Here is a 22,736-nt window from a genome sequence, read left to right on the forward strand (position 1 = left end):
GGTTCAAAACTGGAAGCATCCAGTAAAAAATGCTAAAATTGATCAAACAAATACGACGGGGAGGTAAAGATCATGCAGGAAAAAAACGATATGCAGAATTTGATCTATACCCTGCTGATCACGCAGATCAAATTGGGTGTCTATCGTCAGCATGATCCGCTTCCTTATATCAAGCAGATGAGCGATTATCTCTGCGTCGCTCCGGAAACTGTTCGGGCCGCTTATGGCAGGCTGAAAGTGGAACAGGTTATTACCTTATCCAAAAAAGCAGGGGCGCATTTGTCCGCCGGCTGCACTGAGAATCAGATCCAGCAGAACATTCAGGAATATTTTGAAAGTCGACGAACTATGCTGCTAGATCTTGCCGCCTCCATGCCGGCTTTGTTCGGCAAGATGGAACTGCTGAGTTTGAAAAAAGCTTCGCCTCAAACACTGAATCAGCTCAAAACGATCCAGATAGATTCCCAGATTCCTCCGACCTATCGTTCGCTGAAATTCTTTCTCAGTCTGTATCGGCAGTCAGAAAACCAACTGCTGACAAGATTGATTTGGCGCATATTCATTCTTGTTCACATTCCTTTTTTCAGTGTTTTTCAGGATCGAAAAATGCTGGAGGAACAACAGGCGCAGCAGATCATGCTTCTCGAGGCCAGCTTAAGCGGTCAATGGCAGACTGTACAAAATTTAATCGAAAGCTCTCATCTTTGGCTGCTCAATGCCCTGCGAAAGTATTATCATGAATCAATCCGCCCCGACTCTACGGTTCTGGAAATCCAGTTTGCCTGGGAACTCTATTATAAGAGTGATCAAAAGCGTTATTCATTTGCGGTGACTTTGATCAAGCAGATTAATCGCGGACAGCGCAAAAGCGGTGAATTTTTACCTTCCCTTGCGGCATTGGCTGCTGAAAATCAATTGTCAGTCAGCACCGTGCGGCGGGCTTTAGATTTATTAAATGATATTGGGGTTGTCAAATCCATTAATGGAAAAGGAACACAAGTGCTGCCTTTTGAACAGATTGCTGACCATTGTGATTTTTCTCAGCCCGTCTATCGTCGGCGATTAATCGACTTTATTGAAAGTCTGCATGTATGCGCCTGTTCCTGCCGCGCGGTTGTGGAACAAACACTGCTGGCCATGACGGAAACGCAGCGAAACCAGCTGCTTGAGTTGCTTGAGCGCTTATATGCGCAGCAGCGTTATGGTTTGGGGATTTATGGGGTTATCGGCATTCTGGCAGAAGAGGCTCACTCCCCCGCGATTCGCACGCTTTACGCTCAGCTCTTTCAGCAGTTTCTTTGGGGTTACCCGCTGCGCATTCCCAGGAGAAATGAAAGCACGGAGGCACAAATGCAGGCAAGAGCCCTCACTGAGGCTTTGCAGCATTTCGATTCCAGTCTATTTGCCCAGCTTTTAGAAAACAGTCTGATCCAAGACTTCAAAACAGCCCAATTGCAGCTGCAGAAAATAGGAGTTTCTGCGCCTTCTGATTTCTTATAGAACATTGGAAGAATGTGAATTAAAATCTCAATTTCATCATTTGGACTCAAGTCAGGATATCCTTGTTTACTCCCTGATGATCAACAAAAAAACAGAGGGTTTAGTGAGCTTCACGCAAAAACCATCTGTTTCTTATTAGGTTAATGATCATCTATAACTTCATCGGCAGACTAGCTTGTTTTACAAAAATGCCAGAGTATTTAAGTTATTGAGAAAAACTTGACAATCAAGCTTTTTAGTATTGAATAATTGTTTGAATATCAATAGTGCGTGATTGAGAACTGCAACATCAATATAATCTAGTGGTTAATGCTAGAATAAGTGTAATTATAAGATTTGCGCTAAAGGTAGAAATAATATTAAAATATATAAATTCCTGAATTTTCTAATTATGCTGTGTTATGATATCTAATAAAATTCCCTGGACATTTTTGAGGGAGTATGCTAATATTACTACGAAATCATTAAGGAGGTTACATAATGCCATACGCTATAGATTTATTTTGCGGAGCCGGTGGTTGCTCAGAAGGGCTGATTCAAGCGGGATTTCATATACTATTTAGCTCAGATATAAGTGACATGGTAGAAGTCACATATAAGCATCGACATGAGCAACTAGGTTTAATACAAGGTCAGAATACTTGGTTTGAAAGAGCTGATATTAGAAATTTGCGTGGGGATTTCATTAACCAGAAAATAAGTGAGCTTGAAATTTTTCAAAATCGAGAGGTTCCGGAAATTGATTTGATGATAGGGGGACCAAGTTGTCAAGGATTTTCACGTGCAGGCAGACGTGATAAGACCGATCCAAGAAATCTATTATTTAAAGAGTATGTTAGAGTTATTAACGAAGTAAGACCGAAGTATATTGTACTTGAGAATGTAGAAGGCTTTATGGATATGCAGTTTTTGGGGTATAAAGGTATGCCAACAGAAGAGTTTCCTGATGGTGAGATTTATGCAGATGGAACTACAACCCCTGCGATTTTAAGAAAGGAACTTGGAAAAATTGGTTATTTAACACTTGAACCAAAGATACTTAATGCAGCAGATTATGGTGTCCCACAGAAGAGAAATCGCGTAATATTCATAGGATATAGAAATGACCTTCAAGCACCATCATATCCAGAACCTACAGTAGATACTGAACACCAGCTAACACTGAAAGATGCTATTGGTGATTTAGTGATTGATACTAATTTAAGAAACAGGATTAATCATAGGCTTTCTGCCTATCAAAAGGAAAGCAGAGCAGGAAGAACGCCTTCGTTTATTACCGGGCAGCCCATACCATGTGATAGAAAACAACTTAAAAATCTTGAACTTCCTAAAGCAACAGATGTTGTTTTGGAAAGATTTTCATTATTCAATCAAGGGGAAACGGGTTCTATGTTGAGAAAGAGGATTAAAGAACAAGGGGTTGACATAACAGGATTGAATGCATTGATTCAGCTTTGTTGCAAGAATTTGAATATGCAGTCAGATGATGTGGTCGCGTTATTTAGAGATGAAGGAGCTTCAGATGACGCAATAGATATTCTCTTGACAAAGAAAAATATTAGACATAGATGGAATGCTGCAGAACCATCAGCTACAGTAGTTACTATCCCCGATGATTATATTAATCCTTGGGAAGCAAGAACACTCAGCGTTAGAGAAATGGCAAGATGCCAATCATTTGATGATTCTTTTGAATTCTTAGGTAAGAGAACGACAGGTGGACTAAAAAGAAGAACAGAAATACCCCAGTGTACGCAAGTAGGTAATGCTGTTCCCCCTTTATTGGCTAAAGCCGTAGCCGATGAAATTATGAGAGTTTTATAAATTAAAATAACTATAGAGTTGTTGATAAAGCGGACAACATTGAATGCATCGTGGTAAGATCCCGTCTTTTACGCTTGGATAATAAAAAAATGACAATAAACCGCTCAACCAAGCGATATATTGTCATTTTTTGCTTGCATCGATATATCGTATTTTTTTATCTTTGTTTTGTTTGGCGAATTATACTTCTCATTTTTGCTTTTTTTATAATCTGTGTATCTGTATGAAAACCGAATACATTGTGAAGCTCATCGGTTAAATCAGTACGATTATAGGTAGGGATATAACCATATTCGGGAAGCAGACATACTTGCATATTTTTCATGGTATCTATGATCGTTTCTGCTGTATATTTGTTTTCAAGTTTTGTATCGATTAGTCGATAGAGCAGTAACGATATGAAACAGACCAGAAAGTGTGCTTTTATACACTTTTCTTTCTGGACATAGATGGGTCTTGCATCAAAGTCAGTTTTCATGATCCGAAAGCATTCTTCTATCTGCCATCTTCGTTGATTAATGGCTATGATTTCGGCTATCTCTCCCTCTATATCAGTCGTTACAGCGTAGAATCCATCATACATGGCTTCTTTATCTAGGGCTTCCTGATTGATTTCACAGAATTCATGATCTGCCACTTCACCATTTTCTGTTACTGCTGTTTTTCTTATAAAACGCACCGGATCATTCGGGTTCTTTCTGTTCTTTTTTAACTTTCCGTTTTCTGAAATCATTCTTTTTGCCCGATCAATCTGTCCTTGTCTGATTTTAGACTGATAGGCTCTGTATTTAGGGGAGTAAGTGACAATCATCGTTTCTGACACTTTCTTTGATTCAACCGGAATTTCTTTGTAATAGATCGATTCAAAGACTTCCGGATCTGTTTCGTCTAATTCACGCAGATCGATGAATTTCTTGCTTCCGATCTTTCTGTACTGCTGGGGATTTAAGGCCATTTCACGATCTTCTTTTTTCAGTTTCTTGAGAGACTGGGTAATGACATAAGACCTTCCACCCATATCGTTGAATAATTTATTATCTTGAGAGGCCAGACCGCTGTCGGAACAGTAGACAAATTCAGAACATTCAAAGTCACGGATCACCTTCTGCTCAAGTGGTTTCAGCGATCTCTGTTCGTTCTGATTGCCGGGATACAGATCAAATGTCAGGGGATATCCGTCCGCATCCATAAATAATCCCATGCCGACAATAGGATTAGGACGGTTCTCTTTGCTTTTACCATATTTTCTGAAATCATCCTCTTGTTCTATTTCAAAGTAATAATTTGTGCAGTCATAATAAAGTATCTTTGTGTTTCTTTTATGGATATGATTACTGTTGCGATATAATTCAGCCTGAATAGATTCGGATTCATCAGCCAGGATAGACAAGGTTCTGTAAACTTGATGAAGTTCATATTTGGGCTGCTCCAGTAATGTTTTGGCAAAGGAAAAGGAGCTCCGTTTGCTGGAAGGTTTCAAGAAACGGACATAGATAAGGTCAGAGGTGATCGCTTCTAAACTGTAATCCGTTTTATGACGGTTATCTATATTTCTAAAAATTGTATCAAAATGAAGCTGGGTTAGCAGCGATTGAAGAAACAGGTAACCGCAATTAAAAGAACGTTGAGCGTCCTTTTCTATAAATTTATTTGGAGAGAAAGGGACAGCCAGAACCTCATTTTCTTTTTTGTATTCTTCTGTAGCGATTCTGGCTTGTTCTTTTGCCCACGCCATAACGCCGTCCCGGTCAGTGCCGAGTTTTTCAGAAAGTTCAGCGAGAGTGCCCAGCTTCTTAAAGTTTCTGGAAGTGCTTTTGCCGTTTTTATCGACATAAGCAAAATTGATGTAGAAAGATTCAGAGTTTTTAGATTTTGAAGTAGTCACACGCATAAACATCACCTAGAAGTATTATACTACAGAATGCGAAATAAAAGCCCTTGGTTATAAGGGCTAGCTTAGTAACTAGATTTTATCAAGTGTAAAACTCCCGACTATAGAGTTGTTGATAAAGCGGACAACATTGAATGCATCGTGGTAAGATGGTTTGATGAGTGTCCGCTATAAAGATTTCTAACTAGCATTTCTTTAATTGAATCTGCAATTCCGATCTGTGATGGTAATCCCCAATAGTTTCCGCCCGAAAGGTTTAAATCTGTTTTTCTCCAACTTAACAGTAGGAACTGTTATGAAAGAATACGTAAACATATTTACACTTCTAGAGTAACCATTTTATCCAACTGTGATACCGTTGCGAAATCTATCAGCTGCATAAACTGCATCCCAAAACATAGGAACTTGGGCATTATCATTCCAATTAGTTTTACATTGAATGATTTGTTTTTCAATTTCATAGAAATCACGAGCTACATAAGCATCGAGAACGGGAAGCAAATTGTACTTTATACTTCTTGCTTTGTATGTAGGCACAAAATTGCCGTAGATATCATTTATTGTAATGCAGTCTTTATCCATTGAGTATTCTGGTTTATCTGAAAATGAGATAGCAATTAAATCTAATTCTGTATTTGTTGGAGAAAGTACCGTATTTTACAGTAATTGCACCAGATATAAGAGTTGAATTAATTCTTTATGATGTTTTATGGCAGTTCTTCTGCCAATATTACAGAAGTTTAAATACCAACATACTAGTCCTTCCCTATTTGCACCCCATCGGATACATCACTTTGTCTTTTGGACGTAGAGGTATTTGTTGAAAAGAAAATATTCTTAAGACTATCTCCTAAATTTAAATATTCATGTTCGGAGCCAGATGGAGTTAATACAATAATTTGTGTTTTCCAAATAGGGAATGCATTACTAAAACCGGCTATGCTGAATAGTTTATTTATAGCACAGTCTCTTAGATATTCAATTATATTTTGAGGCATGTTATAACTCCTTTCTAAAATTCTACAACTTCGATTTCACCGAATAAATCCAACTTGGCATATGGTTTAATACGCCATGCGTTACCGTGATTTTTTCCGGTATATCTACCTTCCTTTGTTGTATAACCACGCCAATCATAAGTTACTTCGCCTGACTTTATTAATGATAGGAACGTCGTAAACTGTGGAGCTCTGGAAAATTCAACTTCATGATATTTGAATTGAACCATACCATTAATTTCTCTACTTTCTGCTTTGAACCATAATGTTGATGGATGCTTAATATATAACTGTTGGCGAAGATCATTAAAGGACCAATACGCGGCTATCTCTTGTTTGCCTGTGTTTGGATTACGCCATATAATATTGACTCTTCGTTCCTCATCATTTACATGAAGATAAAATCCTTGATTGTTCTGAGGTGCTTCTATAGAACCTATGGTTATGTAAAGACTGCTATATCCTGAATGTGCATCTGAGTCATAGCCATATATTCTAGTGAATGCAGAAACTCTGTTTCTGTCTGTTGGCTCATATTCCGCCACTCTTGTACCTTCGAATTGTGGGCGTAACGTGAAAAGCGTATCCAAGGTTCTGCTACCTCCCTTGGATTTTACTTCTATCAAGCCGTTATAATCTGCATTTATTCTGTTATTTGTGTTAATTCCAAGAAGATTTTCTAAAGTATCTCCCACATCTTTTGGCGCAATTGGACCATAACCTTTAGAGTTGTCAAAGAAACCACCGTGAATAATTTCATATAAGCGAGGTCTGATTTGATAGAATAAATCAGTAATGGCATCCACACCAATAGCATTAAGTAAATCATTCTCGTTTGGAATGTTGTGTGTTAGATTAACTATATATATTAATGGCATACCATTTGCTTGTCGAAAAATAGAGATATAAAGAAGATCGCCTTCGTTTATGTCACCATATTTGGTCCTTCGCTTTATAGTTTCTATAGAAAAACGTTTATCACCTCGGGCATTAGACACACGATAAAATTTCAACTTGATAACATCTGTTTTACCGTATTGAATAAATAATGCATTATAAGTTACTCCAAATCTACCACCATGATCCAGTTGTTCATAGTCAACAAGACCCCAGTTAAATAATAAATCCCTAAGTATACCGTTAGCATCTAGATTATTTTTGTCAATCATTGTATATGTCATGCGAATTAATGCATATTCTTCGTTTCGAAAACGTCGTATCATATTAATTACATTCGCTTCATCTGAATAAGGTGTAAAAATCATATTTCCTCCTGTATTGCACTTCGTGAAAATAGATTGTACATTTCTTCGTCTACTGTATAAGCCATTGCGTATAAAGTTTTAATTGTAGGGTTAAGTGCTTTTCGATTAATTATTCTGCTTATCATTGCAGTCTGTACATCAGTTGCTCCATATATCTCAATCTGTTTAAGTTGTTTACTCTTCATAACTCTTTGAAAATTCTCAATAAAAACAAGAAGAAAATCATCTTCGATAAAATTACCAGAAAAAGATGTATTATCGTTTGCTAAGTCATTGAGATAATTTCTTGAAAATAAAACAGGAAATGATACATTTAATTTACGAGCAAGATTAAGTGCGGTTATATATTCAACATTTTGCTCACCATATTCTAATGATGAAAGGCAACCACGGTCATAGCCTATTGAAGTTGCTAGTTCAGAAATACCGAGCTCTTGCATTTCCCGCGCTCTTCTAACGTTGGCACCAAATACTAATAAAATTTCTTTTGAGTCGAATTCTAAATTCACTTTATCACCTCCTGATATTTACTATTATATTTAAATGCACCTTTCGATGTTTGATTTTTAACCATCAATATAATAGGCATATTGTGCAGTTTAGTATTAGTAATGTAAAAATATCCAATTTTGCCTTTTCCAATAACCACACATATTCCCAACTAAAAATTAAAAGTTAAAATTGTGGAAAAAACTAAAATGGGAAAATGAAAAAGAATAGATTGTAATTTATCGCTATCATCATAACCGTGAGCACGCCTTCGCTCGAGAAATGGTAGGAGAAGGCTATGGCTGAGCTCATTGTGATGGCTATGAAGCCTATTATGAGCTGGAGAAAGCAACGATCTATGGATGTATGACTCACGCACTACGCTATGTTGTGGAAGCGATTGAAGTAAGTCATCATCACGAAGTAGCCAAACACCTGAATCAAGTACAATTACAGGAATACTGTGACAAGAATCCTTCCTATGGGAATCTTGTCCATGTGCTTGATCAGTTCAAAAGATTGTTTATCTATGAAAAACAGTATGAAAAAGAAGGGCTTTGCCCTGAAAAAATCGAAAAACGGCGTCAAGCGGAACAAAAACCGATCCTTGCTGAGCCTTTTGAGTACCTTGAGAAATTCAGGGGAATACACCAAAAAATCAAAGATGGGAAAGGCCATTGATACACCTTGAATCAGTGGAAGTATTTGCAGAATGGAAAAGCAGAGCTTACGAATAATCGAGCGGAGCGATTGATAAAGTCCTTCATTATGGGACGGAAGGTCTGGCTATTCAGCAATGCGATACAGGGAGCAGAAATAAGTGCGGTTTACAACAGTTTGATAGAAGTGCTAAACTGAATCATCTCAACATTGTCCAATATCTCGACTATGTCCTCTCTACGATACAAAATAACCCGGACAATCCGAATTACCAAGCTTTGTTCCCTATTCAAAAGATCTGCTTGATTCAATAAGAGTTGAAGAATAAACAAGGAGAACCGTCTTCATGATATAGGATATCATAGGGGCGGTTCTTTCCTAGATGAATTCTATTTGACGCTTACGATATTACATAGCCGAGCCTAAGACAGCAAGCGGAAATCGCAAAGTTCCTAAGAGCGATAAAACAGAAAAGACATTCCACAGGATTTTAAAAAGAAAGCAGAAAGCAAAGATAAACGAGATAGACAGATATCGAAACTTCCTATTTCTGAACGACTGAAAATCCTATGCAGGAAAGCTGTTATAAATCTATATTGTATGCTTGTTATCGTCAGAAAATACAACAAGAGCCATGAAATACCATTGTTAAAGATTACGCCACATACATTAAGGCATACGTTCTGTACAAGATTTGTTCAGAAGAAGATGGGTCCGAAAAATCAGCGATATATTCTGGGACATGCAATTATCACAATCTCGCTGGTTTTGTATGCCCATGCTTCTGAAAATGGAGCAAATGTGAAAATGTTAAGTATGATTGCTTGATTTACAATGAAACGTACAACAGTCGAGAGCAAAGATATACGGGATAAGGCTCAGTTGCATGGTATATCTGTGAAAAAAGAAAAACCGCCAACCCCTTATAAAATGGGATATATTGACGGTTCAAGAAGTTATAAGAAGACACGAAAAAACTTATGCTATTTTTCTCAGAAATTCAGGATCTAAATTTGAACAATCGCCGCCGCTCCCTGTGCTTGATGAATCATTTCGGTCACAGCGTCTACTGACAAAAAATCAGGTCTAAGAAAATGTCCTTTCGCCAATTCTGACTGGTAGTCCTGCATGTTAAAAATAATTTTATGATCTTGAAGGTAAGCAAACAATTTCCAGCTTCCACATCGATAGTCATAGGTGTATCGTTCTTACTCTACCTCGCTGACATACGCTCCTTTTTTACGGTAGTCTGCAATCGTTCTCAGCGCTTGTTGATTTTCAGACTCTTGATAATGATTCTGATAATTTCGCAATACGGGCAAATCTGGATTTATTCCATATCCAAGTATGTGAATAACTGCGAATGAAAGAGAACACTGATTTCAACGCTATAGAGTACAGCTATGCCTGCTTCGTGAGCAGTTTCGCCGAATTCTTTCACATTGCGGATCGTATCATGATCAGTTAAAGTTATAAAATTAATTTTATTGGCAAAAGCTATATTAACTATTACCTTCGGCGTTCTTACACCATCCGAAGCACAGGATTGAAGATGGAGGTCAATTTGGCTTTTCTTATTAATTTACGTTTTCATATCACTTTGTTACACCTTTTTCTACATATACTGCCTCAAATTTAAAAGAATATAAAGTCCGTTAAAATTGGGGAATATGAATCTTAAGAAGATTTGATTTTAAATCACATTGTGAACCTAGAATAATGACATCGACATATTTCCATGGTTCCTCTTCTAAAAACAAAGGATTTAACAATGAATTCCACCAATCAGCAAATTGTGTAACAGATTCGATTGTTCCGCCATTTTCACCTTTGGCAAGATCACGCTGAACCACACGCAAACGCGCTAGATCAGGTTCTGTATCCACCCAAATGGAATAATCAGCTTTATCACGCAGTCTTTTTCTACAAGCTCCCATACCTTCAATGATAAGAGCTCGATCTGGATTCACCGCAATAAAACCTTCACGATTTTTTTTTATCCAACCTGTAGGTCTGTACGCTACTTCATCACCGTCAGACCAAGGCATGATAATCCCCTGAATCATTTCTTCATCCCAATGAATTGGATCCGCAAACCAACAGACATCATCTGTATGAACGAGATTGGCCTGCAACGCTGTCGCAAGCTTTAAAGCTAATGTTGTTTTTCCAGAACCGGCAGCACCGTCGATAAGAATCAGTGGCAGAGCACTGCGCTGGACTATTTCTTCTGTCAAACAGGCCAGTGATTGTTCTGACCAAGTTTTAATTTTGAGTGAAGGTAATTTTGATGTTGTCATGTTAGAAGATTTCCTTTCTATGACCCTGTTGTCCTAATTAACTGCAAGTTTCCTTGATAAAACTACATAAATTTTTACTTTAACATATCTCTGCAAGATCCTTACAAATAAGGTAATTGACACTCAAAGAATGGAACAAACAGCACTATGTGATATCATAGCCAATCCAGAATAATCTTGCCTCTTACTTTTCTCTTGTGTTTGTTTCTAAAGAAATCTACAAAAAAGCTAAATCCTTATATACTACTGTGTCGGCAATATTTAATTGTTTGATAATTCTGCAATTATTAAATAAGCGTTATCTCTTATTCCTTTTAAGATAAATTATCTTTGGAGAGTTAACTTAGCTTTCTTATTCCCAACTATATTATCTGTTCGTTTTGCTTTTTCAGAAAGTATAGTCACAGTAATAGAATTTCCCCTAGATGTAAAAGCATTTTTTCATACATTTCTATGATCTTAGGAACGCAACATCCCCCTTTCTCTTTGATGTGTAACTGATGAAAGATTTCTGATAATTTTTCGTTTACGGGAATAGATTCTCCAAAATAGTTGTTTATTCACCGTTTTCTAGTATTCTTACCTTCTAACATGAACATAAAATGTTTCGGGTAGTGCTTGAAATAACGGACTTTTAGACATCTTATTTATGTAACTTTACCACACACTCTATATGCGTCGTCTGCGGAAACATATCCACGGGCTGAACAACCTGCACACTATATCCCTGATCATTCAGTAAAGCACAATCCCTTGCCAAGGTTGCAGGATCACAGGAAACATAGACAATCCGGTCAGGATTCATCTTCACCAAAGAATCAATCGTCAGCCGACCCAAACCCTTACGCGGCGGATCAACAATGGCGACCTCCGGCTGAATATTCCGCTGCAACAACTGCGACGTACAAGCACCGGCATCCCCACAGATAAACTCGGCATTCGTAATTCCATTGCGAATCGCATTGTTTCTCGCATCTTCTACCGCCGAAGGAACAATTTCAATCCCAATTACACGTTTTGCCTTGGACGCTGCACTTAATCCAATCGTCCCCGTGCCGCAATACACATCAATCACCGTTTCGTTTCCGGTTAATCCTGCCAGCTCAATTGCCTTCGTATACAACACTTCAGTCTGAATCGGATTGATCTGATAAAACGATTTCGCCGAAATCTGGAACCGCAGCCCCAACAATTCTTCCTCAACTGAAGCCGATCCCCACAAGACAATTTCTTTGTCACCCAGAATTACGTTATCCTCTCGCTCATTCACATTTAAAATAATACTACGTATCTGCGGATAACTTTCAGTCAGCCGCCGAATCAATTCCATCTTTCCTTTTATTTGCGCTGTATTGGCGATGAAAACAACCATTACCTGCCCAGTCCTGAACGCATGTTTAATCAGCCAATGCCGAAATTGTTTCGGATCTCCAATCTCCGCAATCCAGGCCTTCAATGAACTTAAAATCGCATTTTCCAGATCACTGTGCAGGCAGCATTGGTCAAAATCCACAATATCATGCGAATGACTGCGATAATACCCGCTGATCATCTGACCCTCACGATTCATCCCTACCGGTACCTGCACCTTGTTGCGATATTTCCAGGGAAATTCCATCGACAACACTGGCTTGACCTCAACATCTAAATGCCCAATTCGCTGGAAACAATCCGCTACTCGATGCCGCTTGAATTCCGCCTGCAGCTCAGAATTCATCATCTGCAGCTGACATCCTCCGCATTGTCGGGCAACCGGACAACGCGGTTCAACACGCTGCGGACTATCCGATAAACGTCGGATTACCCGACCATAACCCACGTTTTTCTTCACCGCGGTGACAACAATTTCCGCCTTTTCTCCTTTTAACAAATCTTTGACAAAGAAGCAAAGACCTTCATGCCGAACTACGCCCAATCCGTCAAACGTATAATCAACCGCCTCTGCTGTCAGGACATCATTCTTCTTAAATTCCATAACCGCTCCCCTTTCCAAACTCAAAGTCCTGCCCGGACTAAGCTCTTTCTATTTTCATTTATACGCCATAACGAAAAAGGGCTTCCGCCCTTTATTCCTTTGTCTCATCCTGCGCTTCCGTATCCTCGCCGCCGACGACTTCCTCATCGTCGTTATCCTTGTTCTGTGTCGGATTGCGTTTTTCTGCCAGTTCATCACGCAGCTGCTGAGCCAGTTCCGCATCCAGCGGTTTAGATACGACCTGCGTTTCAGCTTGCTCCATACCGGAATTCTTCGAGCGGATGACATAAACATAATCTCCAGCTCCCGATTTATCAATATTGTTGTAAACATGGACTTCAAGATCATACATTTTTTTGCCCCCGGCTGCTGTGAAATAAGTTCCTTCATTCAATACAGCGGTGACGTCATTGTACGCCGTTTCTGATAAAGCACTTGCCTCTTCATCACTGATCGAATCTACGGCATCCACGTAAACACGCAGCGTAGCTGTTGTCAGCTCCACCGTAACCTTTTCGACTTGATTTTCACCCTTAATCCGGCTTTCGATTTCAGACAGCTGATCCTTGGTAATCGCCGGATCCAGATCCCCTTTGAACCGATCACCATTGATTGGTTTACCGGTATCCATCGAGGCACTGATTAAAATCCAGCCCAAAATCGCACAAGGGATCGCGATCAACACCAAACCCACGATCAGAATGATTGTGGATTTATCCTTCTTTTTACTTTTATGTTTCTTGGCCGTCGTGGCCGACGGTTTCTTTTTACTTGTTTTCTTTTGTTCAGACAAAGTCCTTCACTCCTTATCTTTTACTATTTTACAGGAAAAGAAGGGATTTGACCAGTCATTTCCTGAACCCGCTGTTTTTTGTGAGAAAAAGGACATCAAAAGCACCACAAATCGGCTTTTAATGTCCCCCAAAGTTAAATTCTCTTCTTCAACTCTTCCACAATCAGCTTATTCGTCATCGCCGGATTCGCCTGACCCTTAGATTTTTTCATCACCTGACCCACCAGGAAGCCGACGGCACGATCCTTCCCATTCTTATAGTCTATGATCGACTGCGGCTGTTCATCCAAAACCTGATTGACCAATGCAATCAAAGCGGAGGAATCAGACAGCTGTTTCATGCCTTTTTCCTGAGCGACCTGTTTCGGATCTTTGCCCTGAAGCACTTCCTCAAACACAACCTTCGCCTGTTTGCCGGAGATTTCACCACCGACAACCATATTGACTAACTCTGCCATCGCCTGCGGAGCCACTGGATTCTCCGACAGCTTCTTATTCAGCTTCGTCAATCCCGCTGGCAGCTCAACAATGACCCAGTTAGCCGCAATTTTGGCATGCGAGGTATGCTTCATGACCTGATCATAGTAATCTGCCAGGTCTTTATTCGCAACTAACAAAGCAATATCCGTTTCCGGCAGACCCAGTTCAACATATCGAGCCTGACGCACTTCCGGCATTTCCGGCATCGCTTCCTGCAGCTGCCGAATCCACTGGGCATCCAGCTGGATCGGGAAAATATTCGGTTCTGGGAAATACTTGTAATCGACTGCGCCTTCCTTTTTCCGCATTGAAATCGTCGTGCGCGTAGCTTCGTCAAAACGTCGGGTTTCCTGCACAACCTGACCACCTTCGTTCAAGATCTGTGTCTGCCGTTCAATTTCATATTCTACAGCCTTCTGAACGTTGCTGATGGAATTAAGGTTTTTGATCTCGGTTTTGACACCGAATTTCTCCGTTCCGGCCGGACGCAGTGAAATGTTCACGTCACAGCGCATCGAGCCTTCTTCCATCTTGACATCGGATACGCCCAGATAGTACAGCGTGGTTCTTAATTTTTCAACATAAGCCATCGCTTCTTTGCCGCTGCGGATATCCGGTTCCGATACAATCTCCACCAGCGGTGTTCCCGCCCGGTTAAAATCGATCAAGGTTCCAGCATCATAGTGGAACTGTTTGGCAGTATCTTCTTCCATGTGCAGCCGTTCGATCCGGATTCTCTTCGGTCCGTTTTCGGTTTCGATTTCAACATAGCCATGCCGCCCAATTGGGTAAAACTGCTGGGTGATCTGGAAGCCCTTCGGCAGGTCGGTATAGTAATAATTTTTCCGGTCAAAGCGCACGAGCGGATCAATTTCCATGTTCAGCGCCGTACAAGCCTGCACGGCCATCGCAACCGCCTGTTTGTTAACGCAGGGCATCGTGCCTGGATGACCTAAGTCAATTTCATTGACGCAGGTATTGGCCGGCGCGCCAAAGAGCACCGGAGCTCCGGAAAACATTTTCGTTTTCGTTTTTAATTCACAATGAATTTCAATGCCGATAATTACTTCGTATTCCATTATTCCATAACCTCCGCTGTAGCGTCCTTCATGCCGGTGATTTCTTCCATCGCCGCCGCAAAGTCAAACAGACTCTGTTCATCCCAGGCTTTTGCGGTCATGTTCAAGCCGACCGGCAATCCGTTCAGCATTCCCATCGGTACCGTACAGCTTGGATATCCGGTGAAGTTGCTGATCACCATGTGGTTTTCAGCGATCAGATATCCATCTGACAGTTCATCGCGGGAGTGGTCGTCGAGTTTCGGCGCAACATCGCTGCTGGCCGGAGCGATCAGAATATCATAATCCTTCATCACCTCTGCCACATTTTCAACGATCAGCCGGCGAACCCGCTGTGCCTGACGGAACAGCTTTTCCTGATTTTCGACAAACAGACCATAACTGCCAATGACAAACCGCTTGCGGATCAAGGAACCGAATCCCTTTGTCCGCGACTGAATCATAATTTCTTCCATGCTCTCGCCCGGCTGCTGAACGCCGAAGCGAATTCCGTCTAAATTGGAATGGTTCGCCGTCGCTTCACAGTTTGCAATCAAATAGTAAGCCGGCAGGATTGCTTTTAACAGATCCTCGCGCAGGCTGACTTCTTCAACAATCGCGCCTCTGGCTTTCAAGGCCTCGACGGTTTTTTCAAACATCGCTTTGACCTGCGGATTGCCCAGAGCGTCAATGACATTTTTGAAAATTGCCACTCTGCGTCCAGCAACGTCGCTGGACAGCGCCGCTGCATAATCCGGTACAGGCTCATAAGACGAGGTCATATCGCGATCATCACGGCCCGCCAATACTTTCAGCGCCTCCGCGGCATCCAGGGCGCTATGGGTGAAATAGCCGACATGATCCAATGATGAGGAATAAGGGATAATGCCATAGCGGGAAATCCGGCCATAGGTTGGCTTCATGCCCAAAACACCGCAGAAGGATGCCGGTTTACGCACAGAATCTCCGGTATCGGATCCAATCGCAAACGGAACCACACCTGCGGCAACCAATGCCGCGCTGCCGCCGGATGAACCGCCGGCCATCCGCGAGTGATCATACGGATTATAAACCGGTCCGGTAGCCGCAGTTAAATTCGTACCGCCCATCGCCAGCTCATCCATCGAAGCCTTCGCGATCACAATCGCTCCGGCGGCTTTCAGCTTGTCGACGATATGTGCGTTGTAAACTGGAATATAGTTGTCCAGAATCTTGCTGGAAGCGGTCGTCCGAATTCCCTGAGTACAGACGTTATCCTTTAAAGCAATCGGCATGCCGTAAAATGGTCCATCGGCAATCTCATTCAAACCAGTCAGCTGTTCTTCCACATCAACAAAGGTGACAACGGCATTGAGCTGCGGCTGCGAAGCATGGGCTTTGGCAAGGGCTTCCTCCACCCGCTGACGGACAGTCGTTGTTTCCTTCAGTTCTTTCATTGTTGCCATTTTACTTCACCACCTTTGGTACCACAATGTGGCATTCTCGGACTTTCGGCGCATTGACCAGCGCGTCCTCCCGTGAGATCACATGATCGACAACATCCTCACGCAGATAAGCGGTCGGTGTTTCAAACGGATAGACCATCGGCTCTACGCCTGTTGTGTCAATGCTTTCAAGCAGCGTCAGCTGCTTGCCAAGCGTTTCAAATTCCGCCGCAATATCGGCGGCTTCCGCATCGCTGAGATCAAACATCAGCCGATGTGCCAGCTCTTTGAAATAAGCGGGATCTTTAATTTCTTCCATCCTTCTTCTCCTTCTTTCCGGATTGTTCAATCCTTTTTATCTTTCAGCTTTTCAGCTGTATTCTTGGTTTCGCTCTTAGGTAGACTGCGGTGTGAATTGCCAATGAGCTTCCCCGCCTGATCTTCATCGAAAATGCACGGCGGCTAGCTGATATCCAGCACAGTCGTTTTCATCGTTCCTTTTTCCCGATGCAGGATCATCACCGTTTCTTCCAGCTGCTTAATCTCAATAATCAATTCCATATCGGTGCTTGAGAAGTTGACCGACAGTTCGTTTAACAGCTGCATTAGGGAATAGATCTCCGTATAGCTCTTGGCCTGTACCGTGACTGTCAGCTTGAGATAATCCGCCGCATCGTTGGTATACCGGGCCTTGCCGATGAGGTTGACATTCTCCGGCATGAAGTCCTTGACGCCGGCTTTAACCGTGCTGAACTGAGATGACAGAACCCCATCGAGGGCGGTTGCCTGATCACTTGGAATCAGCACCCATTGTTCATCAATCGCAGTGAACTGGCCGCTCCGGCTGGTAAACAGCCCCTGACCGATAAAGGCGCCCGGAACGCTGGAACTGGTGGAATTCGAGCTGTAAAAGGTGATGTAAATCGGCAGATCCGCGTCTACCTCAGCCTTGTTGCGCAAATAACGTTCCAGCTTCCGGCCAACCGTACTGGCATAGGTATACAATTTATCCTTTGGAATCTGAACTGTGCTGTCACCGCTGGTGACGGAACTGTTCATCAGAATCCCTACCGCAATGCCGTTGAGCGTTTTCTGATCTTCCTTCGCGATGAAGTCTACTTCCACTAAGCCATAAACGATATACGGCCGCTCCAGCACGATCGCATCGCTGATCTCAAAATTTCCGCTGGGATTTAAGCCGTAGGAATGATCGCTGCTTTCATAGCGCTGCAGTTCCTGAATATCATCATATTCCAGAATCTGACCCGCCTGCAGATAGTTATCTTTGACTGGAAAGTGCTGCTTGCTCAGCTCAATCAGTTCCTTTGGCATCTGCATCAGGTCAAAGCGGCTGTTCGTGTTGCCGCGCCAGTATCGGCCTTCTGAAAGCTCATGCGGCAGCAGAGTTTGATAATCATCAGACGAATAGCTGCTGATCACGGTGCCCTCGTTGGCTTCTTCCGGGGCCTTTTGCGAACAGCCTGCCAGACTGATCAGCAAGCAAAGCGCCAATCCCCACCGACGCCACCGGTTATTCCGCATACCGGTTTACCTCTTCCAGCCATTCACTCTCTGGCATCGTGGCTACGCCTAAGCTTTGGGCTTTAGTCAATTTGGAACCAGCATTTTCACCATAGATGACATAATCGGTACGCTTGGAGACGCTGCCGGAAACTGTTGCGCCCAGATGCTCCAATATCGCCTGAGCTTCCGGACGGGTCATCGTGGACAGCGTGCCCGTCAAGACGACCGTCTTGCCGGTAAACATCGTTTCTACCTGTTCCTCTTTCAGGCAGATCATATTCAGACCATGTTCGATCAAGGCCTCAATCAGATGCTGATTCGCTTCATCGTGAAAGAAATCCAACACCGTCTGAGCGGTAATGGCCCCGATATCCTTGATTTCTTCCAGTTCTTCATACGTCGCGTTCATCAAAGCCTGCATGGTCTCAAAACGATAGGCCAGAATCTTTGCGGCTTTCTCACCGATCTGGCGAATCCCCAATCCATACAGCAGTTTCTCCAGCGAATTTTGCTTGGAATTTTCGATCGCCTCCAACAGATTGTCAGCACTCTTTTTCCCCATCTTCGGGGTTTGGAGTATTTCTTGGTAATGGTGTTTGAGATTATAGATATCCTCAACGGTATTCAGCCACCCCTGTGCATGGAACAGCTCAACGCGCTTAACGCCTAAGCCGTCGATATTCATCGCGTCCCGGCTGCAGAAATGGGCGATGGATTCAACAACCCGCGCCGGACAGTCGTTATTGATACAGAAGTGATGTGCTTCGTCCGGATAACGGACTAACGGCATCCCGCAGACCGGGCAGGTCTTGGGAAATTCATAAGGAATCTGCGTACCATCGCGCTTTTCAGGAACGCTGGCTACAATTTCCGGAATGATGTCTCCGGCTTTGTGAACGATGACATAATCTCCGATCCGAATGTCTTTATCCCGGATCATATCTTCATCGTGCAGCTGCGCAAAACCCACGCTTGTTCCGGCCAGACGCACCGGCGTCAGCTGAGCATTCGGCGTAATTTTCCCCGTTCGCCCGACCGTCACAAAAATATTTTCCAATCGGGTTACGGCCTGTTCTGCCGGAAATTTATAGGCTATCGCCCATTTCGGCGTTTTCGCGGTGAAGCCCAACTGCTGCTGCTTGGCATAATCGTTGACCTTAATGACAATACCGTCAATTTCATAGGGCAGATCACTGCGCATCAGCGTCAGATCTTCGACAAACTGCCAGACCTCCTCAATGTTGTGACAAAGCCGGTTCAGCGGATTCGTTCGGAATCCCAGCGTTTGAATGAACGCAAGCGATTCCAGATGCTGATGATGACCTAACTGCGGCCCCTGCGGTACATGGTACCACAAAGCGTCCAAGCCGCGGGAAGCCGCGATTTTGGAATCCAGCTGCCGGATCGAGCCGGCTGCTGCATTGCGCGGATTAGCGAATTCTTCCTCACCCATTTCGCGGCGTTTCTCATTTAACCGCTGAAAGCTGGCCTTTGGCATATAAACCTCACCGCGCACCTCCAGTTCGCCCTCATAGTCAATCTCCATGGGAATCGATTTGATCGTGCGGACATTGTGCGTGACATCTTCACCGACAACCCCATCGCCGCGGGTCACAGCGTATTGGAAACGGCCGTGCTGATAATTAAGCGACATCGCCAGGCCGTCGATCTTGCATTCGCAGCAATAATCCACAGGTCCGACTTCGGCCTCTGCTTTGCGGGCGAATTCAAAAAGTTCTTCCCGGCTGAAAACGTCGCCCAACGAAAGCATCGGGCGCTTGTGTGTAATCTTATTAAATTCATCCAGTACCTGACCGCCGACCCGCTGGGTGGGAGAGTTGGGGTCAAAGAGTTCCGGGTGCTGCTCTTCCAAAGTGATCAGCTCCCGCATTAACCGGTCGTACTCCGCATCGCTGACGGTCGGATGGTCCAGCACATGATATTCATAGTTATATTGATTCAGCTGCCTGCGCAGCGCAAGAACGCGTTCTTCGCTCATCACTGTACCTCCTGAAATATCCAGTTTATTATATCATAAGAACAAATGTTTTCTTCATCATCTTTGCCAAGTTTACGCAATCTAATCGTTTGTCCTTTAACATCCTTTCTGATTTGTACGGCTGGGCTTTTTCTTATCTGCAGTATCGATAATCCCAGCTTAACCCGCCGCACTGCATGCCGCGGCTTATTTTCTAAGCTTCCTCTTCCTCGATTTTGTCCGTTCCGTTGAAAAGTGCGGGAATCACTTTATCAGAAAAGCAGCCCTCCTTCTCTGACGGTGAGAATGAAAGGCTGCCTGCGTCTTTATCTTTTGATGTTTTGATGCTTTGTATCCTTCGAACGAAGAAGACTTATTCCACTTCTTCCGCTTTCTGAATCGAAGGATGCGTGGCCATGATTTTACGCACGCCAAACGGAAAGGCAAATGCGATTTTGAGCATCCCTTCGCTGTATTCCAGGACCACGCCCTCGCCAAAAGCGGCATGTCGGACGTGATCGCCCTTCTTCCACTTGGTCCGCGGCTTGGAAGCCAGCCGTTCTTCAAACGGCGCTTCCTCTTCAAACAGCGCTGAATGCAGTTTGATTTCCTTCGGCTTGCCGGTATCGAAAGTCGCCCCGATGTGTTCGATATACTGCGGATCAATTTCCTTGATAAACCGTGACGGCACTTTGATTCGGCTTAAAATGTAGCTGAAACCGGAGCTTTCCGTCAGATAGAGCTTATTCTGAGCCCGTGTGAAGGCGACATAAGCCAGCCGCCGTTCTTCCTCCAGCCCTTTCAGCTGACTTTCCTGCACAGCGCGGTCATTTGGGAAAATACCTTCGCTCATGCCGTAGACGAACACCGTATCAAATTCCAGGCCCTTGGCCGCATGCACCGTCATCAGCTGGACATGATCGCCGCCGTCCTCCGCGCCTTTATCCCCATACAGCGAAACGAGCTGCAGGTATTCCTCCAGCGAACTGTCCGGGTAATTGACCGTGTAGCTTTCAATATCGGTGATCAGTTCCTTCAGGTTTTCCAGACGTTCATTTTCCTTGTCGGCTTCCAGCATGGAACGATAACCGCTGTCGGACAGGATCATTTCCAACAGCCGGCTGATCGGTGTTGAAGAAGCCAGATTCTTCCACTTTTCCACCATTTTGACAAAGTTGTCAATCGTCGTCTGAGCCTTGCCGCTGACAACCTTTTCATCGCGAATCACTTCGTACATCGTCTTGCCCATAGCCCGTGAGCGCTGTACGATTGTATCCATCGTCTTGTTGCCCAAGCCCCGCCGCGGGACATTGATAATCCGCATCAGCGCCAGATCATCGCTGCCGCAGACCATCCGCAGATAACACAGCGCATCCTTGATTTCAGCTCGTTCGTAGAATTTGATGCCGCCGTAGATCACATAGGGGATCCGCTGTTCGATCATCGCTTTTTCCAGCGCACGGGACAAATAGTTGGAGCGATAGAGAATCGCGCAGTCGCGGTAGCGCTGACCTTGTTTATGCAGTTCATTGATCTTGCAGGCAATCCAGGTTGCCTCATATTCTTCCCCGGCACTGGAATAGTGGGTAATCGCTCCGTTGTCTGGTCTTGAAGTAAACAAGTCTTTGTCAACACGATTGCGGTTGTTGTGAATCAAAGCATTGGCGCCGTTTAGGATGCTTGGCGTTGAACGGTAGTTTTCATTCAGGACAATCGTTTCACAGGGTTGATAATCCTTCTCAAAGTTCATGATGATATTGACGTCAGCCCCACGCCAAGTATAAATCGTCTGATCGGGATCGCCGACGACATAAACGGAATTGTCGTTTCCCGCCAGAAGCTGAATCAGATCGTATTGTATTTTATCAATATCCTGAAATTCGTCGACATGGATATAATGGAAGCGCTGCACCCATTTTGCCTGGATTTCCGCAAACTGCCGGAACATCCGTACGGTATAAAGCAAAAGATCATCGAAGTCCAGCGCATAGATCGCCTGCTGACGATTGACGTAATATTCATAGACCTTCGCTTTGTCATTTTCCCCGCGCAGATCTCCGGCAAACACATAAGCGCGTTCAGGGCTGATCTCCGCACTTTTGTTGTTGGCGATGTAGTCCAGCATGGAGCCAAACGTATAGGTCTGCTTATCCAGCCCAAACTCTTTGTAGGCTTCCTTTAAAATACTGCGCTGATCATCAGCATCCATGACCGTAAAGTTGCGCGGCATACCCATCGCCGGAATATCCTCACGCAGAATCCGCACGCACAGCGAGTGGATCGTGGAAATAAAGACGGCGTTTCCCTGCTCCGGCAGCATCTGCCGGATTCGTTCCTTCATTTCATTGGCTGCCTTGTTGGTAAAGGTGATCGCCAGAATTTTATTCGGCCAGACATGGCACTGTTCGATCAGATGCGCAATCCGCATCGTCAGCACACGGGTCTTGCCGCTGCCCGCACCCGCGATAATCCGCACATACTGACTTGACGTCAGCACTGCTTTTTTTTGATTTTCATTCAGCATCTCGATAGAAACCATTGTCCGACACCTCTTCTTTTCTTCTTAATCTTAATCCA

The 22,736-nt window shown here is 43.4% G+C and carries 18 protein-coding genes and 1 pseudogene; 4 read left to right on the forward strand and 15 right to left on the reverse strand.

All coding sequences use genetic code 11. The features are described 5' to 3' along the window. Positions 1-72 precede the first annotated feature (72 nt). Positions 73-1,500, forward strand: a complete 1,428-nt coding sequence (locus MCG46_RS13190) for a GntR family transcriptional regulator (RefSeq protein ID WP_240280401.1) — start codon at positions 73-75, stop codon at positions 1,498-1,500. A 480-nt stretch (positions 1,501-1,980) separates the two neighbouring features. Beyond that, entirely contained in the window at positions 1,981-3,324 is a 1,344-nt protein-coding gene (locus MCG46_RS13195; RefSeq protein WP_240280402.1) for a DNA cytosine methyltransferase, read from the forward strand. Positions 3,325-3,481: 157 nt separating this feature from the next. On the opposite strand, the gene MCG46_RS13200 is transcribed toward MCG46_RS13195, so the two are convergent. The 5 genes from MCG46_RS13200 to MCG46_RS13220 form a co-directional block, all read right to left on the reverse strand. Next, positions 3,482-5,215 (reverse strand): IS1634 family transposase, encoded by a 1,734-nt coding sequence (locus MCG46_RS13200; protein ID WP_240280403.1) that lies wholly within the window; start codon positions 5,213-5,215, stop codon positions 3,482-3,484. Between the two features lie 339 nt (positions 5,216-5,554). Beyond that, positions 5,555-5,797 carry a hypothetical protein gene (locus MCG46_RS13205; RefSeq protein ID WP_240280404.1) on the reverse strand — a complete coding sequence of 81 codons (243 nt, stop codon included), beginning with the start codon at positions 5,795-5,797 and terminating at the stop codon, positions 5,555-5,557. Positions 5,798-5,970: 173 nt separating this feature from the next. Then, positions 5,971-6,213: a hypothetical protein gene (locus MCG46_RS13210; protein WP_240280405.1), complete on the reverse strand. Its 243-nt coding sequence runs from the start codon at positions 6,211-6,213 to the stop codon at positions 5,971-5,973. Positions 6,214-6,227: 14 nt separating this feature from the next. Continuing rightward, on the reverse strand, positions 6,228-7,478 hold the full coding sequence (locus MCG46_RS13215; protein WP_240280406.1) for an MvaI/BcnI family restriction endonuclease: 1,251 nt from the start codon (positions 7,476-7,478) through the stop codon (positions 6,228-6,230). Further along, a complete protein-coding gene (locus MCG46_RS13220) occupies positions 7,475-7,987 on the reverse strand; it encodes a helix-turn-helix domain-containing protein (protein WP_240280407.1) in 513 nt (170 codons plus the stop codon). The genes MCG46_RS13215 and MCG46_RS13220 overlap by 4 nt, the downstream gene beginning before the upstream one ends. 301 nt (positions 7,988-8,288) lie before the next feature. On the opposite strand from MCG46_RS13220, the pseudogene MCG46_RS13225 reads away from it, so the two are divergent. Continuing rightward, positions 8,289-8,825, forward strand: a pseudogene (locus tag MCG46_RS13225) (IS66 family transposase); the annotation flags it as partial. 402 nt (positions 8,826-9,227) lie between these two features. Next, a complete protein-coding gene (locus MCG46_RS13230; protein WP_240280408.1) occupies positions 9,228-9,455 on the forward strand; it encodes a tyrosine-type recombinase/integrase in 228 nt (75 codons plus the stop codon). Positions 9,456-9,957: 502 nt separating this feature from the next. Here the strand turns inward: MCG46_RS13230 and MCG46_RS19645 are convergent. The 10 genes from MCG46_RS19645 to MCG46_RS13275 form a co-directional block, all read right to left on the reverse strand. Continuing rightward, on the reverse strand, positions 9,958-10,209 hold the full coding sequence (locus MCG46_RS19645; protein ID WP_430622672.1) for a PHP domain-containing protein: 252 nt from the start codon (positions 10,207-10,209) through the stop codon (positions 9,958-9,960). 73 nt (positions 10,210-10,282) lie between these two features. Further along, the gene (locus tag MCG46_RS13235; protein WP_240280409.1) at positions 10,283-10,927 is read right to left on the reverse strand and encodes a uridine kinase family protein; all 645 of its coding nucleotides are present in this window, start codon (positions 10,925-10,927) and stop codon (positions 10,283-10,285) included. A 643-nt stretch (positions 10,928-11,570) separates the two neighbouring features. After that, positions 11,571-12,902 (reverse strand): 23S rRNA (uracil(1939)-C(5))-methyltransferase RlmD, encoded by a 1,332-nt coding sequence (rlmD, locus tag MCG46_RS13240; RefSeq protein ID WP_240280410.1) that lies wholly within the window; start codon positions 12,900-12,902, stop codon positions 11,571-11,573. Between the two features lie 91 nt (positions 12,903-12,993). Next, positions 12,994-13,695, reverse strand: a complete 702-nt coding sequence (locus MCG46_RS13245; RefSeq protein ID WP_240280411.1) for a hypothetical protein — start codon at positions 13,693-13,695, stop codon at positions 12,994-12,996. Between the two features lie 134 nt (positions 13,696-13,829). Then, positions 13,830-15,254: an Asp-tRNA(Asn)/Glu-tRNA(Gln) amidotransferase subunit GatB gene (gene gatB, locus MCG46_RS13250; protein WP_240280412.1), complete on the reverse strand. Its 1,425-nt coding sequence runs from the start codon at positions 15,252-15,254 to the stop codon at positions 13,830-13,832. Continuing rightward, entirely contained in the window at positions 15,254-16,678 is a 1,425-nt protein-coding gene (locus MCG46_RS13255) for an amidase family protein (RefSeq protein WP_240280413.1), read from the reverse strand. Before MCG46_RS13255 ends, gatB begins: the two co-directional genes overlap by 1 nt. Position 16,679: 1 nt before the next feature. Next, positions 16,680-16,976: an Asp-tRNA(Asn)/Glu-tRNA(Gln) amidotransferase subunit GatC gene (gene gatC / locus MCG46_RS13260; protein ID WP_020224186.1), complete on the reverse strand. Its 297-nt coding sequence runs from the start codon at positions 16,974-16,976 to the stop codon at positions 16,680-16,682. 143 nt (positions 16,977-17,119) lie between these two features. Next, positions 17,120-18,199, reverse strand: coding sequence for a CamS family sex pheromone protein (locus MCG46_RS13265; protein WP_240280414.1), 1,080 nt, complete (start codon positions 18,197-18,199; stop codon positions 17,120-17,122). Beyond that, positions 18,189-20,180, reverse strand: a complete 1,992-nt coding sequence (gene ligA / locus MCG46_RS13270; protein ID WP_240280415.1) for an NAD-dependent DNA ligase LigA — start codon at positions 20,178-20,180, stop codon at positions 18,189-18,191. The genes MCG46_RS13265 and ligA overlap by 11 nt, the downstream gene beginning before the upstream one ends. Before the next feature lie 352 nt (positions 20,181-20,532). Then, on the reverse strand, positions 20,533-22,698 hold the full coding sequence (locus tag MCG46_RS13275) for an ATP-dependent helicase (protein ID WP_240280416.1): 2,166 nt from the start codon (positions 22,696-22,698) through the stop codon (positions 20,533-20,535). Positions 22,699-22,736: the final 38 nt, after the last annotated feature.

This window comes from Holdemania massiliensis, assembly GCF_022440805.1.
Classification (GTDB): domain Bacteria; phylum Bacillota_I; class Bacilli_A; order Erysipelotrichales; family Erysipelotrichaceae; genus Holdemania; species Holdemania massiliensis_A.